This window comes from Rhodococcus sp. 66b, assembly GCF_002076325.1.
In the GTDB taxonomy this organism is placed as follows: Bacteria; Actinomycetota; Actinomycetes; order Mycobacteriales; family Mycobacteriaceae; genus Rhodococcus_F; species Rhodococcus_F erythropolis.
This window is the reverse complement of record NZ_MUZB01000008.1, coordinates 87,703-103,288: the sequence shown is the minus strand read 5'-3', so window position 1 is coordinate 103,288 and position 15,586 is coordinate 87,703. Positions and strand designations below refer to the sequence as shown.

Sequence of the window (15,586 nt, the reverse complement as noted above, 5' to 3'; positions counted from 1 at the left end):
GGTGCCGCGTCAGGTCAGGATCGTGCGAATCACCGCATCAGCGAGCAGGCGGCCACGGTCGGTGAGAACCACGTGATCGTTCTCGATCACGGCCAACCCGTCGACTACCACCTGTTCGGCCGAAAGGCGTTCGGATGCAGACAGTTCCGACAACGGAAGTCCCGTACGCAACCGCGCGGTCAACATGACGCGCTCCATGTGTTCGTCCTCGGCGGTCAGTTCTTCGCTGCCGCCGACGGGAAGTTCACCGAGGGCCAACTGTTCCGCGTACCGTGCCGGGTGCTTGACGTTCCACCACCGCACTCCGCCGACGTGACTGTGCGCGCCCGGTCCGGCGCCCCACCAGTCACCGCCGTCCCAGTAGCCGAGGTTGTGACGGCAGCGGGTGTCACCGGAGTCCGCGGTTTCCGCTTTTGCCCAGTTGGAGACCTCGTACCACTGCAACCCGGCCTTGGACAGGCGTGAATCGATTCGTTCGTATCGTGAGGCCAGCACGTCGTCGTCCGGCGCGGGCAGCTCGCCGCGCCTGACCTTGCGAGCCATGGCGGTGCCGTCCTCGACGATCAACGCGTAGGCCGAGACGTGGTCGACATCGGCGGAGAGAACCGCATCGAGTGAGGCGTCCAGATCTTGGTCTCGCTCCCCCGGCGTTCCATAGATCAAATCCAAGTTCACGTGCGAAAAACCAGCTGCGCGAGCCTCTTTCGCGGCAGCGACGGCGCGGCCGGGAGTATGGGTGCGGTCGAGGATCTTCAGGACGTGCTGAGCCGCGGACTGCATGCCGAGGGAAATGCGGGTGAATCCCGCACTGCGGAGAGCGCCGAAGAACTCCGGCGAGGTCGATTCGGGGTTCGATTCCGTGGTCACTTCGGCGCCGGACGCCAAGCCGAAGCTGCTGCGAACCGCCGACAGCACGTCGGACAGCCCGTCGCCACCGAGCAGCGACGGCGTTCCACCGCCCACGAACACCGTCTCGGCCGCCGGGGCGCCCGTCATCTCGGCCGCGAGATCGAGTTCGCGTCGCAGACCCTCCAGCCACGACTGCGGCGACGCCGAGGTTCCGAGCTCACCGGCCGTGTAGGTGTTGAAATCGCAGTACCCACACCTGGTGGCACAGAACGGGACGTGGATGTAGATCCCGAACGGCCGTTTCCCGACACCCTCGAGCGATCGCGCGGGCAAGGCGAAGGGCGTCGCCTCGCTCTGTCGAGTGGGAGTCGTGCTGGTGGCATTCACGCCTCCAGTGTCCCAGCATCCGGAACGCACACCTATTCAGCCTGCGATGCAGGTCGGCGCGTGGCCTGAACTCGATATTTCCCCCGTTTTTCGTGGAAATATGCGCCCGAGTCGGAATTATCGAGTTGACGTGGCACAATGGTCCGCATGACCGGACTCGGAGTGCGACTTGTGGCGCGTCGCCATGTCGACTTCAAGCGTGTGTGCAGCTCGTCGTGTCTGCACCTGTGTAGCTGTTGATCTTTCACTGATCTTCCAGCCTTTCCCGCTCATCTCCATCTGCTTCACCGAAACAACTCTCTGCAGAGACACGTCGTTTCAGAGATACAGCTTCTCCAGCTGTTCGTTTTCGTGAGCACACCTGCCGGCCGCGAGCTTTCCGAAACCGAGGACAGCCCCCTCGATTTCCGACACGGACCGGTGCGTCCCGATCAGACACCGCCACAGTTCGTCGATAGTGCGTGCCGCGTGCCGATCAACCGCCCAGATCCAGGAGTTCATCGATGACGTCGACCACCGACGCCGCCACACCCGCCGATTCGGCAGCACCTGCCGAAGCCCGGCCCGCACGCGCTGCACGTCCCGCCAAGCGTCGCGCCGAAGGTCAGTGGGCCCTCGGTTACCGCGAGCCGCTCAACGCCAACGAGCAGGCCAAGAAGGACGACAACCCGCTCAACGTTCGGGCCCGCATCGAGAACATCTACTCCAAGCAGGGCTTCGACAGCATCGACAAGGGCGACCTTCGCGGCCGCTTCCGCTGGTGGGGTCTCTACACCCAGCGCGAAGAAGGCTACGACGGCACCTTCACCGGCGACGAGAACATCGACCTGCTCGAGGCCAAATACTTCATGATGCGCGTGCGTTGCGACGCCGGCGCTCTCAACGTCGAGCAGCTGCGCACCATCGCCGGCATCTCGAAGGAATTCGGCCGGAACACCGCCGACCTGTCCGACCGCGAAAACGTCCAGTTCCACTGGATCGAGGTCGAGAACGTTCCGGAGATCTGGAAGCGCCTCGAAGCCGTCGGACTCAAGACCACCGAAGCGTGCGGTGACTGCCCCCGCGTCGTCCTCGGTTCTCCCCTGGCCGGCGAATCGCTCGACGAGGTCCTCGATCCCACCCCGGCGATCGACGAGATCGTGCGCCGCTACATCGGCGACCCCAAGTACTCCAACCTGCCGCGCAAGTTCAAGACCGCCATCTCCGGTCAGCAGGACGTCGTTCACGAGATCAACGACATCGCCTTCATCGGCGTGAACCACCCCGAACACGGCCCGGGCCTCGACCTCTGGGTCGGCGGCGGACTGTCCACCAACCCGATGCTGGCGCAGCGCGTCGGCGCCTGGATTCCGCTCGACGAGGTCCCCGATGTCTGGGAGGGAGTCGTCTCGATCTTCCGTGACTACGGCTACCGCCGTCTGCGCGCGAAGGCAAGGCTCAAGTTCCTCATCAAGGACTGGGGCATCGAAAAGTTCCGCGAGGTTCTCGAGACGGAGTACCTCGAGCGCCCGCTCATCGACGGCCCCGCGCCGGAGAAGCCCAAGCGCCCGATCGACCACGTCGGCATCCAGAAGACCCGTAACGGCCACAACGCAGTCGGCTTCGCTCCGATCGCCGGCCGCGTCTCGGGAGACATCCTGGCTCAGGTCGCCGACGCCGCGGAGAAAGCCGGCAGCGACCGGATCCGCTTCACGCCGTACCAGAAGCTGATCATCCTCGACGTCGCCGACGAGACCCTCGAGCCGCTCATCGCCGATCTCGACGAGCTGGGCCTTCCCGCCCGTCCGTCGCACTGGCGCAAGAACCTGATGGCCTGCTCCGGCATCGAGTTCTGCAAGCTCTCGTTCGCCGAGACACGCAAGCGTTCGCAGGTGCTCGTGCCCGAACTCGAACAGCGTCTCGCCGACATCAACAGCCAGCTCGACGTGCCGATCACCATCAACATCAACGGTTGCCCCAACTCCTGCGCTCGCTCGCAGATCGCCGACATCGGCTTCAAGGGCCAGCTCGTCGACGACGGTGAGGGGAATCAAGTCGAGGGTTTCCAGGTTCACCTGGGAGGCAGCCTCGGATTCGACAGCGCCTTCGGACGCAAGCTGCGCCAGCACAAGGTCACCAGCGTCGAGATGGGTGACTACATCGACCGCGTCGTACGTCAGTTCGTCAAGAACCGCAACGAAGGTGAACGGTTCGCCGAATGGGCAGTGCGCGCAGACGAAGGAGATTTGCGATGACAGTGGACATTTCGCGAGCAACCGCCGACGAGCTTCGGTCCATCGCCGAGCGCGGTGCCGTAGAACTCGACGGAGCCAGCGCACAGGAACTGTTGCAGTGGACCGAGGACACGTTCGGTGACGGGGCGAGCGCAGCGACGGGGGATCGTAACGGTTACATTGTTGCGTCGAACATGCAGGATGGTGTGTTGGTTCACCTTGCCGCACAGGTGCATCCGGGCGTCGACGTACTCTTCCTCGACACCGGCTACCACTTCCCCGAGACCATCGGCACACGTGACGCGGTCGAGCAGGTCTACGGCGTCAACGTCATCAATGCACGCGCGCTGGCAAGCGTCGCCGAGCAGGATGTCGCCGAGGGCAAGGATCTGTTCGCCCGTGATCCCAACCGCTGCTGCGCATTGCGCAAGGTCGCACCCCTCAAGCAGACACTGTCCGGCTACAGCGCGTGGGTGACCGGCATCCGCCGCGTCGAAGCGCCCACCCGCGCCAACGCTCCCCTGATCTCCTTCGACGAGGCCTTCGGCCTCGTGAAGATCAACCCGATCGCTCCGTGGTCGGACGAGGAGATGCAGAACTACATCGACACCAATTCCATCCTCGTCAATCCTCTTGTCGACGAGGGCTATCCGTCCATCGGCTGCGCACCCTGCACCAGCAAGCCAGCCCCCGGCAGCGATCCGCGTAGCGGTCGTTGGGCCGGTGCCTCCAAGACAGAATGCGGGTTGCACGCATCATGACAGTTGACTTGACACTTTCACGTCCTCAGCTCGACGGCACACAGTTCGATACTCTCGACGCCCTCGAGTCCGAAGCGATCCACATCTTCCGAGAGGTAGCCGGCGAGTTCGAACGCCCGGTCATTCTCTTCTCGGGAGGTAAGGACTCCACCGTGCTGCTGCATCTGGCGATCAAGGCCTTCTGGCCTGCGCCGCTGCCGTTCACCCTGCTGCACGTCGACACCGGCCACAACCTGCAGGAAGTTCTCGACTTCCGCGATCACGTCGTGGCCAAGTACAACCTGCGCCTGCACGTGGCCAGCGTCGAGGAGTACATCGCGGACGGTCGCCTCACCGAGCGTCCCGACGGTATCCGCAACCCGCTGCAGACCGTTCCGTTGCTGGACGCGATCTCCGAGAACCGCTTCGACGCAGTCTTCGGTGGCGCTCGCCGCGACGAGGAGCGCGCCCGCGCCAAGGAGCGGATCTTCTCGCTGCGCAACGCTTTCGGCCAGTGGGATCCCAAGAAGCAGCGCCCGGAACTGTGGAACCTCTACAACGGTCGCCACTCCCCCGGCGAGCAGGTGCGCGTCTTCCCGCTCAGCAACTTCACCGAGCTGGACATCTGGCGTTACATCGCCCGCGACAACGTCGAACTCGCCAGCATCTACTACGCCCACCAGCGTCCGGTGTACCAGCGCGACGGCATGTGGATGACCCCCGGAGTCTGGGGTGGTCCGGCTGACGGCGAAGAGCTGCAGACCCTTTCGGTGCGTTACCGCACCGTCGGCGACGGTTCGACCACCGGTGCTGTTCTCTCCGATGCGGCTGACAACGAAGCGATTCTCGCCGAGGTTGCGGCATCACGTTTGACCGAGCGCGGCGCGACCCGTGGCGACGACCGAGTTTCCGAAGCGGCCATGGAAGACCGCAAGCGAGAGGGCTACTTCTGATGAGCGATCTGCTCAGACTGGCAACTGCCGGCAGTGTCGACGACGGAAAGTCCACACTCGTGGGCCGCCTGTTGTACGACACGAAATCCGTTCTCGCCGACCAGATCGACGCCGTGACCCGTGCATCGGTGGACCGCGGTCTCGACACCCCTGACCTGTCGCTCCTGGTGGACGGACTGCGCGCCGAGCGTGAGCAGGGCATCACCATCGACGTGGCGTACCGCTACTTCGCGACCCCCAAGCGCACCTTCGTGCTTGCCGATACACCGGGCCACGTGCAGTACACCCGCAACACGGTCTCCGGAGCGTCGACGGCTCAGCTCGTGATCCTGCTGGTCGATGCCCGCAAGGGCGTCATCGCGCAGACTCGTAGGCACGCAGCGGTTCTCGCGTTGCTCGGTGTCCCGAAGCTCGTTCTCGCCGTGAACAAGATCGACCTCGTCGAGAACCCCGAAGAGGTCTTCACCTCGATCTCCGCCGAGTTCAACGAACTCACCAGCTCACTGGGCTGGGCAAGCGAAGACGTCGTCGAGATCCCGGTATCGGCACTGCACGGTGACAACGTCGCCATCCGCTCCGACAAGACCCCGTACTACACCGGCCCCACGCTGATCGAGCACCTCGAGTCGATTCCCGTCGACGCCGAGCCGCATCGCGTCGGCCTGCGTTTCCCGGTGCAGTACGTGATCCGTCCGCGTACCGCCGAGTTCCTCGACTACCGCGGATACGCCGGCCAGGTTGCCGCCGGTTCCGTCGTACCCGGCGACGAAGTGGTGATCCTGCCCTCGGGTACGCGCACCACCGTCACTCGTATCGACACGGCCGACGGTGAACTCGACGTCGCCCACGCGGGGCGCAGCGTCACGCTGATCCTGGCCGACGACGTCGACGTCTCTCGCGGCGACACCATCGCCTCGCCGTCTGACGCACCCGAGCCGATCGGCGAATTCGACGCCACCGTCTGCTGGTTGGCCGAGAAGTCGCTGCGCCCCGGCGCACGTCTGCTGCTCAAGCACGGCACGCGCACGACGCAGGCCATCGTCGGCAGCTTGGTGGAGCGCTTCAACGAGCAGGATCTCACCACGGATCAGGGCCCGGATACTCTCGAGCTCAACGAGATCGGCAAGATCTCGATCCGCGTGGCCGAGCCGATCGTGGCCGACGACTACGCAGTGAACCGCCACACCGGCAGCTTCCTGTTGATCGATCCCGCTGGTGGAAACACTCTCGCAGCCGGCTTGGTCGGCGACGTCATTTCCGCTGTCGAATTGGGCGAGCGCGTCTAAGTCGATGGTTCCGCTCATTGCTGTTGCGCACGGCAGCCGTGATCCCCGTTCTGCTCGGGTGATCGCGGCTGCCGTGGCGGCTCTTCGTGAAGCCCGGCCAGACCTCGATGTCCGGCTGGCGTTTCTCGATCTCAATGCACCGTCCATCGATCAGGTCCTGGACGGAGTTGCACACGACGGCCACACTCACGCCGTTGTTGTTCCGATGCTGCTGGGCAATGCCTTCCACGCTCGGGTAGATCTGCCCGGGCTCTTGGCCGCTGCCGCGACACGCCACCCCCAACTGACCGTGTTCCAAGCAGACGTACTAGGTCGCGATGCTCGGCTTATCGAGGCAGTGCGCGAGCGAATCCTCGAAGCGGGCGCCCGGCCGGACGATCCGTCGGTCGGTGTCGCTCTTGCGGCAGTCGGCTCGTCCGACGCGCGTGCCAACGCCGCGACCGCAGAACTGGCGTCCACTCTCCTGAGCGGAACCAACTGGTCGGGCGTTCGAATCTGTTTCGCGACATCCGCGGAACCAACAGTTGCCCAGGCGATCTCCGCTCTCGAGCAGAACGGCGCCGAACGCGTTGTCGTCGCACCCTGGTTCTTGGCTCCCGGCCTACTGACCGACCGGCTCAGCGCTGCAGCAGCAACGGTATGTCCGCGCGCGCGTTTCGCCGAAACGATCGGTGGGCACTCTCTACTGATCGAAACGATGATCGACCGTTACCGACAAGTCGCTGATGCACTACCCGACCGTCTGGTCCGCTCCGCCTGATCCGGTTTCACAGGCCGTTATCAGATTGTTACCGTAGTGTTGGATCTGTCCAGCCTGCGAAGGTTCATCCTTCGCCTGCGAAACAGATCTTTGGGTGCAATCCCCTCAGAGCGCCGCGAGAGGGAACACCATCACTCACAATCTTCGCCTCGGCACAGCCGGCACCGCCTGGGTCCTGTCGGTGCTCTACCTGCTTGTCGAGATCTTCACGGCCGGAGCCTGGAAGACGCCGTACAGCTTCGCGCGTGACTCCATCAGTTCGCTGGGCGTGACGACATGCAGCGTGGATTCGTGTTCGCCGATGCACGACGTCATGAACGCGGCCTTCATGATCCTCGGTGCGCTCACCATCCTCGGTGCAGCCTTGCTGCACAAGTACATTCCGGACGGTCGTGCGAAAAAGTGGATTCTCGGCCTTGCCGTCGTCGTTGCACTGAGCACCGCGGCTACCGGCCTCTTCCCGGCCAACGACGGGACCTTCGTTCACTGGACCGCAGTCCTTCCCGGCTTCGTCGCCCGTCATGCCGTTCTCGTCCTCATGGCAATTCAATTCTGGAAGCACAGCAAATGGATCGCAGTATGGTCGGGACTGTGCGCGGCCACCGGAATCGTCGGCGCCGTACTGCTTCTCGGACGAACACTCACTTTCGGCTTGGGTGAACGCTTGACGCTGTACCCGCTGCCGATGTGGATGGCAGTCACCGGCGTCGCAGCCCTGCTCGCGTTGATGCGCCGAACCGTGTTGAAGAACGTGGAATTGACACTGCCCGGTAACGGATTCATCACCGCTCTGTTGTCGTTGCGCCCGCGTCGAACTCGCGCAGCAGTGCCTACCGACGTTCTCGCACCGCGGGAGCTGACGAGTTTGTAGCGCACCCGGGGTGACCAGGGACACACTGGTAGGGAGGCGACGCGAGGAGACTTCCATGACCAGTGCATCTGTTCGACACGGAATCGTGGCCGGCATCGACGGCTCGGCAAGCGCGGTCAACGCCGCGAGGTGGGCAGCATCGGCTGCAAAGAGATTCGACGAACCATTGCGACTGACCCACGTTCTGCCGGGACAACCCGAGTCAGGTGGCGGTACCAACGTCACCGACGAAGAGATGTTCGACCACCACCTTCGCGTCGAGGGTGCAAAGCTACTCGACGAGGCCGAGGACGCCATTCGCGACGATCACACCGACGTCACCGTCGAACGCGGCCTCGTGACCGGCACTCCCGCAACCACACTCGTCGAACTTTCGAAATCCGCTCGCATCGTTGCACTCGGTCAGGCCGGTACCAGCGAAATGCAATCGGTGTTTCTCGGTTCCGACACCATTCGAGTGGTCAACCGGGCGCACTGCCCCGTGGCGGTGTTCCGCGGTACCGGCGAGCACGCGGTAGCCGACACCAGGCCCATCGTCGTCGGCGTCGACGGAAGCAAGCTCAGCGAACTCGCCGTCGCGCATGCTTTCGAGTTTGCCGCGTTCCTCGGCGCGCCCTTGGTTGCGGTTCACACCTGGAACGAGCACGCCTCGCTCGGCGGGTACTCCGAAGCCAGGCGCTTCGTCGACTGGGGTCCGTACGAACAGCATGAGCACGCTCTGCTGTCCGAGTGCCTCGCCGGTTGGACGGAGAAGTACCCCGATGTCGAAGTCACCCGGAGTGTCCAGCGCAGCGGACCGATGAAGGCACTGCTCGAGCATTCAGCGGAAGCGCAACTCGTAGTCGTCGGTAGCCACGGCCGCAGCCCGTTCATGGCGTCGATAGTCGGATCGACCAGTCAGAGCCTCATCCACCACGCCCAATGCCCGGTCCTCGTCTGCCGAGAGGGCTGAACTCGTCTCGGTGTTGCACCGACCCCCAACTCTGAGCGAACGGCACTTTCGGCGCCATCAGGAGACCGAAAGTGCCGTTCGCTCATACAGGAGTGGGGGTGAAACAGGTCAAACAGGGCTAGCGGGTCATACCTGGCCGACGACGCTCACCGTCACCGGCTCCTGCTCCGGCGTCACCACCGGAGTCTCCGGCAGATCCGGCACCCGGGTAGCCCGGGCGTAGACCGTCTCCCCCGCCTCGAGGTGCAGAGCTGCACTGTCACCGCGGGTGACCTGAGCCGAGAACAACTCACCGGTTGCCTCGTTGCGCAGGTCGACTCGAACCTCGAAGCCGAGATACACGACGCGCTCGACGGTTGCGCGTGTGACGCCGAGGGACTCGGCCGTTCCGGACTCCTGAGCGAGAGCCATGCTCGGATCGCGGCCGAGACGGATGTCATGCGGACGGACCAACTGCCCGTTGAGCTTCGCGACGGATCCGAGGAAGGACATCACGAAGTCGTTGGACGGGCGGTCGTACAGGTCGGCAGGTTCACCGATCTGCTCGATCCGCCCCTTGTTCAGCACCGCGATGCGGTCGGCGACGTCGAGAGCCTCTTCCTGGTCGTGTGTGACCAGGACGGTGGTGACGTGCACCTCGTCATGCAGGCGGCGCAACCACGTGCGCAGGTCGGCACGGACCTTCGCGTCGAGGGCGCCGAAGGGCTCGTCGAGCAGGAGCACCTGCGGATCCACCGCCAGAGCGCGCGCCAACGCCATGCGCTGACGTTGACCGCCGGACAGCTGCGCGGGGTACCGATGCTGAAAGCCGTCGAGGCCGACGATCTCGAGAAGTTCGTTGACCTTCTTCTCGATCTCCGGCTTCGGGCGCTTGCGGATCTTGAGCCCGAACGCCACGTTGTCTCGCACCGTCATGTGCTTGAACGCCGCGTAGTGCTGGAACACGAAACCGATGTCTCGCTTCTGCGGCGAGACGCCGGTGACGTCCTTGCCTGCGATGGTGATGGTTCCCGAATCGAGTTCTTCGAGCCCTGCGATCGAACGCAGCAACGTCGACTTTCCCGAGCCACTGGGCCCGAGCAATGCCGTCAACGAACCCGAGGGAATGTTGACCGTCACGTCGTCGAGCGCCGCGAAATCACCGTAGTTCTTGCGGGCCCCGGTCACTGTGATCATGTGGTGCTCCTCTTACGGTCCAGCAGCGTCATCAGCAACAGGACAATGATGGCGATGCCCATCAGCAGCGTTGCCGCCGAATACGCACCAAAGGTGTTGTGGTCGTCGATGTATCGCGAATGCACCAGCAATGTCAGTGTCTGGGATACCCCGGGGAAGCCGGAAGAGACCATGATCACTGCGCCGAATTCACCGAGCGAACGCGCCACCGTCAACACGATTCCGTACGTCAAGCCCCAACGGATCGCGGGCAAGGTGATCCGCCAGAACGTCTGCCAACCCGAGGCACCGAGCGTCGCGGCTGCTTGTTCCTGCTCGTCGCCGATCTCGTGAAGTACGGGTTCGACTTCCCGGACGACGAAGGGCAGCGTCACGAAAATCGTCGCGATCACCATGCCTGGCAAGCCGAAGATGACCTTGAACCCCAACGATTCGATGCCGCCGAACCAACCGTTGGCACCCCACAGAAGAATCAACGACACGCCGACGACGACGGGCGAGACTGCGAAGGGCAGGTCGACCACCGACTGCAGTACGCCCCGCCCCGGGAAACGCCCACGCACGAGTGCCAGAGCCGTGACAACACCGAACACGACGTTGATCGGGACCACGATCGCCACGATGATCAGCGAAAGATTCAGCGCGGAGATCGCTGCCGGTGTCGTGATCGATTCGAGGAACGGGCCGATTCCGTTCTCGAACGTTCGCGTCAGGATCACACCGATCGGCACGACCAACAACACGAACAGGTAGACGAGAGCGATGGTCCGCAGACCGATCTTCGATCCTCTGGACACGTTCATCGGGAACTCTCCTCACGTCGCTGTCCCCGCGAGGCGAAGATTCGCAGGACGAACAGCGTCACGAATGCGATGGCCAGCAACGCTACCGAGACGGCAGCGGCGTTGGTCGGACGATCGATCTCGATCTGCTGCTGAATGTACTGCGACGTCATCTGTGTCACGCGTGGGATATTGCCGCCGATCAGAACGACCGAGCCGTATTCACCGATCGCTCGGGCGAATGCGAGCCCCGCGCCGGAGATGACGGCAGGCGCCAGCGTCGGAAGAACGACGGAACGAAAGATCGTCCAGTTGGAAGCCCCCAACGATGCAGCGGCTTCCTCGACTTCGCGGTCGACCTCCATCAGCACCGGCTGCACCGAGCGAACCACGAACGGCAAGGTCACGAAGGCCAATGCCACGATCAGTCCGGGCTGGGTTGCATTGAGGTGGATGTCGATCGGTGACTGCGGGCCGTAGAGAGACAGCAGCACGATCGACGCCACGATGGTCGGTAGTGCGAACGGCAGATCGATCATCGAGTTGACGATGCGCTTGCCCGGGAAGTCGTCCCGGACCAGCACCCACGCGATGATCGTGCCCATCACGACGTTGATCAATGCCACGATCACCGAGACCAACAACGTCACGCGCAACGACGCCAAGGCGACGGGTGCGGTGATGGCGTCCCAGAATCCGGAGATCCCCTCGTCGAACGCGGTGGCGGTCAACGCGGCGAGCGGAAGCAGAACGATCACGGAGAGCCACAGGGTGGCCACTCCGATTCCGAGCGGCCCCACACTCCCCGTGACCCGCGCGAGTTTTCGCCGACGAGCCACGGGGGTGGGGTCAATAGTGTCAGTCACGTCAGTCTTACTTGGTCGCGTTGTCGTAGATCACTGCGATCGAACCGGTGTCCTTGGTGAACAGAGCGCTGTCCACGGCCTTCCAGCCGCCGAGGTCTGCGATGGTCCACAGCTTGGTCGGCTCGGGGAACTTGTCGGTGAACTTGGCAGCGACGGCGGGATCAACGGGACGGAATCCTGCTTCGGCCCAGAGCGTCTGACCCTCGGTCGTGTACAGGTAGTCCTTGAACGCGGTCGCCTTGTCGAGGACCTTGCTGTTCGAGATCACGGCAACCGGGTTCTCGATCTTGAAGGTCGTGGGCGGGGTGACGTGCTCGACCGGGTCGCCGTTGCCTTCGATGAACAGTGCCTCGTTCTCGTAGCTGATCAGAACGTCACCGCTGCCCTGCAGGAAGGCTTCCGAAGCCTCGCGTCCCGACTTGGGCTGGATCTTGACGTGATCGTTGACCAAGGCGGTGACGTAGTCGAGACCCGCCTGCGGGTTCTTGCCACCGTCGCTCTTGGCGGCGTACGGCGCCAAGAGGTTCCACTTGGCCGAGCCGGAGCTGAACGGGTTCGGCGTGACGACCTCGAGGCCGGGCTGAAGCAGGTCGTCCCAGTCCTTGATGCCCTTCGGGTTCCCCGGACGCGTCACGATGGTGACTACCGATCCGAACGGAATTCCGTTGTAGGCGTCCTGGTTCCAGTTCTGATCTACCAGACCGGCATCGACCAGGCGGGTGATGTCGGGCTCGACGGAGAAGTTGACGAAGTCTGCCTCGGCGCCGTCCTTCACCTTGCGCGACTGGTCGCCCGAGGCGCCGTACGAAGGATTGAAGTTGACGTTCTTGCCCTCGTCTGTCGCCTGGAAGGCTGCGGTGAGCTTGTCGAAGCCGGGCTTCGGCACGGCGTAGGCGAACAGGTTGATCGTGCCGGCGCTACCGTCGCTGGCGGCGCTGTCACCACCCACGGTGTCGCTCGAGCCACCACTGCACGCTGTGAGTACCACGGCCCCCATGGTCGCGATAGCAGTGAGAAGTGTGCGGGAACGGCGTTTCATTGCAGATACCTTCCTGAAAGGACTGACAAACGAGGGTTGGTCAAACGACAAGTCCGAGACCTCTGGGGCTGATTCCATCGGGATGTTCAGACATGGAGAGCCGACGGGCAATGAGCCCTGAATCGGGGGCGCGAGTTACGCGCAGAGAAGTTCGAGTGGGGTGCGCAGCACCACCGGAGAGGTCGAACTCAGGAAATCAACAACAGGCGACGTCAGCGACGTCGAGCATGCCGACAGCAATCAACGCCAACTGATGGCGGATTACGGGAGCTGTTGCTTCGGACACGCGGTGGACTTTAGCAGAGCACCGGCGCCCGCTCTAATCGGGAGAACTAACGGGTGAGAAGCCACGCGACGATCACGAGGAGAATCAGGGCTATCAGGGCGAGAGTGACCCGTGAGCGGGGCATCAGCTTTCCTCTACTTCTCGAGAATTCCTACGCAACCAGCCGAAGAGCGGCAGAGCGAGAACGGCGGCCAACACGCGATCCAGACCGACGGCCACCAGGCGGCACAGCGGAACGACGACGATCAGGACCAACGCGACTTGCGGGATGAACGGGAGCCCCGCCATCCACAGCTCGAAGCTGTCCCACCAATCCGCTATCCGATCCACGCCAACACCCTATCCTTCGGACGATACGGTCCCGACAGCGTGTGGATTGGACGTGTGTCGATTCTGGCCGGATGATGGCCGAATGAGTGCTGACGACGAAGTGGTGCAGACGATTCCTCCCGCCTCCACGGGTCACCATCGAAGCAACTTTCCCCCTATCGACGACTACGCGTTTCTTTCCGATTGCGAAACCTCGTGCCTGATTGCCCGTAACGGATCTGTCGAGTGGATGTGCGTTCCCCGCCCGGACTCCCCCAGCGTGTTCGGTGCCATCCTCGACCGCAGCGCAGGCCATTTCCGTATCGGCCCCTACGGCCAGAACGTCCCGGCCGCTCGGCGCTATCTGCCGGGCGGACTCATCCTCGAGACCACCTGGCAGACCGAGACCGGCTGGCTCGTCGTACGCGACGCCTTGGTCCTCGGTCCTTGGCACAACGTCGACAAGCGATCGAACACCCACAAGCGCACACCCACAGACTGGGATGCCGAACACACCCTTCTCCGTACGGTCAAATGCGTCAGCGGCACCGTTGAACTCGAGATGAGCTGCGAGCCCGCGTTCGACTATCACCGCGGCACGGCGAATTGGGAGTACACCGGAAAGGTCTACGAGGAAGCAACGGCAACGTGTCGCTCCGCCAAGCCCGGAGACCACCCAACTCTGCGCTTGACCACCGACCTACGACTGGGCCTGGAAGGTCGTGAGGCACGGGCCCGGACGCGACTGGTCGAAGGCGACAACGTGTACGTCGCGCTCTCGTGGTCGGATCTTCCCGCGCCGCAGACGTTCGACGAGGCCGCCGACAAGATGTGGCAGACGTCCAAGTCGTGGCGCGAGTGGGTGACGATCGGCAAGTTCCCCGATCACCCGTGGCGCGGATACCTGCAGCGCAGTGCGCTCACACTCAAGGGGCTCACCTACGCACCGACCGGAGCCTTGCTCGCGGCTTCGACAACATCGCTACCGGAAACACCAGGCGGAGAACGTAACTGGGACTACCGCTACGCATGGGTTCGCGACTCTACTTTTGCACTGTGGGGCCTCTACACGCTCGGGTTGGACCGTGAGGCCAACGACTTCTTCAACTTCATCTACGACGTGTCGAGTTCGGACAACGGTCAGCCGCATCCCTTGCAGGTGATGTACGGCATCGGCGGCGAGCGCACACTCGAGGAATCCGAACTCAACCATCTCTCCGGATACGACGGTGCCCGTCCGGTGCGCATCGGCAACGGCGCATTCGATCAACAGCAGCACGACATCTGGGGCACCATGCTCGACTCGGTGTATCTCCACATCCGCACCCGCGAGCGTGTCCCCGAAGCGCTGTGGCCGCTACTCAAGAAGCAGGTCGAAGAAGCGATCAAGCACTGGCGCCAACCCGACCGTGGGATCTGGGAGGTGCGCGGTGAACCACAGCACTTCACGTCGTCGAAGATCATGTGCTGGGTCGCACTCGATCGCGGCGCCAAGCTGGCGGAGATGCAGGGCGAGAAGAGCTTTGCGCAGCAATGGACGGCCATCGCGGACGAGATCAAGGCCGACATCCTCGCGCACGGAGTCGACTCGCGTGGAGTTCTGACGCAGCGGTACGGCCACGATTCACTCGACGCGTCGCTCTTGTTGGCACCGCTGCTGCGCTTCCTGCCGGCCGACGATCCGCGCATCCGGGCAACGGTACTGGCGATCGCCGACGAGCTCACCGAGGAGGGGTTGGTCCTGCGCTATCGCGTCGACACCACCGACGACGGATTGAGCGGAGAGGAGGGCACGTTCACCATCTGTTCCTTCTGGCTCGTCTCCGCCCTCGTCGAGATCGGCGAACTGGATCGGGCAAAGCATCTCTGCGAGCGTCTGCTCGGGTTCGCGAGCCCGCTCAAGCTGTACGCCGAAGAGATCGACGCCCACACCGGTCGCCATCTGGGTAACTTCCCTCAGGCGTTCACACACCTGGCGCTGATCAACGCCGTGGTCCACGTGATCCGCGCCGAGGAAGCTGCCGAAGCCGGAGCTTTCCAGCCCGCGCACAACGCGACCTAGACCCCCTGCTGTGCGCCTTTATTAACCGCCCGCGGTTAATAAAGGCGCACAGCAA

Annotated in this window: 15 protein-coding genes; 8 read left to right on the top strand and 7 right to left on the bottom strand. The window is 63.5% G+C overall.

Annotated features, from left to right (window positions below; translation table 11 throughout):
* Positions 1 to 9: 9 nt before the first annotated feature.
* Complete coding sequence (hemW, locus tag B0E55_RS16550) at positions 10 to 1,236, bottom strand: radical SAM family heme chaperone HemW (protein WP_080910059.1); 1,227 nt, start codon at positions 1,234 to 1,236, stop codon at positions 10 to 12.
* 503 nt (positions 1,237 to 1,739) lie between these two features.
* Here hemW and B0E55_RS16540 point away from each other — a divergent pair.
* The 7 genes from B0E55_RS16540 to B0E55_RS16510 all read left to right on the top strand — a co-directional run bounded on the left by B0E55_RS16540 (position 1,740) and on the right by B0E55_RS16510 (position 9,011).
* Positions 1,740 to 3,470: a nitrite/sulfite reductase gene (locus B0E55_RS16540; RefSeq protein WP_080910057.1), complete on the top strand. Its 1,731-nt coding sequence runs from the start codon at positions 1,740 to 1,742 to the stop codon at positions 3,468 to 3,470.
* Positions 3,467 to 4,210: a phosphoadenylyl-sulfate reductase gene (locus B0E55_RS16535; RefSeq protein WP_020908198.1), complete on the top strand. Its 744-nt coding sequence runs from the start codon at positions 3,467 to 3,469 to the stop codon at positions 4,208 to 4,210. Before B0E55_RS16540 ends, B0E55_RS16535 begins: the two co-directional genes overlap by 4 nt.
* Positions 4,207 to 5,142, top strand: coding sequence for a sulfate adenylyltransferase subunit CysD (gene cysD, locus B0E55_RS16530; protein WP_020908199.1), 936 nt, complete (start codon positions 4,207 to 4,209; stop codon positions 5,140 to 5,142). The genes B0E55_RS16535 and cysD overlap by 4 nt, the downstream gene beginning before the upstream one ends.
* On the top strand, positions 5,142 to 6,428 hold the full coding sequence (locus B0E55_RS16525) for a sulfate adenylyltransferase subunit 1 (protein ID WP_020969973.1): 1,287 nt from the start codon (positions 5,142 to 5,144) through the stop codon (positions 6,426 to 6,428). The genes cysD and B0E55_RS16525 overlap by 1 nt, the downstream gene beginning before the upstream one ends.
* Before the next feature lie 4 nt (positions 6,429 to 6,432).
* Positions 6,433 to 7,188 (top strand): sirohydrochlorin chelatase, encoded by a 756-nt coding sequence (locus tag B0E55_RS16520; protein ID WP_020969974.1) that lies wholly within the window; start codon positions 6,433 to 6,435, stop codon positions 7,186 to 7,188.
* A gap of 94 nt (positions 7,189 to 7,282) precedes the next feature.
* A complete protein-coding gene (locus tag B0E55_RS16515; protein ID WP_020908202.1) occupies positions 7,283 to 8,059 on the top strand; it encodes a DUF998 domain-containing protein in 777 nt (258 codons plus the stop codon).
* 55 nt (positions 8,060 to 8,114) lie between these two features.
* The gene (locus tag B0E55_RS16510; protein ID WP_019749037.1) at positions 8,115 to 9,011 is read left to right on the top strand and encodes a universal stress protein; all 897 of its coding nucleotides are present in this window, start codon (positions 8,115 to 8,117) and stop codon (positions 9,009 to 9,011) included.
* 126 nt (positions 9,012 to 9,137) lie between these two features.
* Here the strand turns inward: B0E55_RS16510 and B0E55_RS16505 are convergent, their stop codons facing one another.
* The 6 genes from B0E55_RS16505 to B0E55_RS16485 form a co-directional block, all read right to left on the bottom strand.
* A complete protein-coding gene (locus tag B0E55_RS16505) occupies positions 9,138 to 10,187 on the bottom strand; it encodes a sulfate/molybdate ABC transporter ATP-binding protein (protein WP_020908203.1) in 1,050 nt (349 codons plus the stop codon).
* Positions 10,184 to 10,990, bottom strand: coding sequence for a sulfate ABC transporter permease subunit CysW (gene cysW / locus B0E55_RS16500; RefSeq protein WP_003944503.1), 807 nt, complete (start codon positions 10,988 to 10,990; stop codon positions 10,184 to 10,186). The genes B0E55_RS16505 and cysW overlap by 4 nt, the downstream gene beginning before the upstream one ends.
* Positions 10,987 to 11,835 carry a sulfate ABC transporter permease subunit CysT gene (cysT, locus tag B0E55_RS16495; protein WP_003944556.1) on the bottom strand — a complete coding sequence of 283 codons (849 nt, stop codon included), beginning with the start codon at positions 11,833 to 11,835 and terminating at the stop codon, positions 10,987 to 10,989. Before cysT ends, cysW begins: the two co-directional genes overlap by 4 nt.
* A 7-nt stretch (positions 11,836 to 11,842) precedes the next feature.
* Positions 11,843 to 12,874 (bottom strand): sulfate ABC transporter substrate-binding protein, encoded by a 1,032-nt coding sequence (locus B0E55_RS16490; RefSeq protein ID WP_003944569.1) that lies wholly within the window; start codon positions 12,872 to 12,874, stop codon positions 11,843 to 11,845.
* Between the two features lie 196 nt (positions 12,875 to 13,070).
* Positions 13,071 to 13,160 carry an Ms4533A family Cys-rich leader peptide gene (locus B0E55_RS32555; protein ID WP_309599318.1) on the bottom strand — a complete coding sequence of 30 codons (90 nt, stop codon included), beginning with the start codon at positions 13,158 to 13,160 and terminating at the stop codon, positions 13,071 to 13,073.
* A 123-nt stretch (positions 13,161 to 13,283) separates the two neighbouring features.
* Positions 13,284 to 13,490: a hypothetical protein gene (locus B0E55_RS16485; protein ID WP_080910056.1), complete on the bottom strand. Its 207-nt coding sequence runs from the start codon at positions 13,488 to 13,490 to the stop codon at positions 13,284 to 13,286.
* An 82-nt stretch (positions 13,491 to 13,572) separates the two neighbouring features.
* Here B0E55_RS16485 and B0E55_RS16480 point away from each other — a divergent pair, with 82 nt between their 5' ends.
* On the top strand, positions 13,573 to 15,531 hold the full coding sequence (locus B0E55_RS16480; RefSeq protein WP_003944557.1) for a glycoside hydrolase family 15 protein: 1,959 nt from the start codon (positions 13,573 to 13,575) through the stop codon (positions 15,529 to 15,531).
* Positions 15,532 to 15,586: the final 55 nt, after the last annotated feature.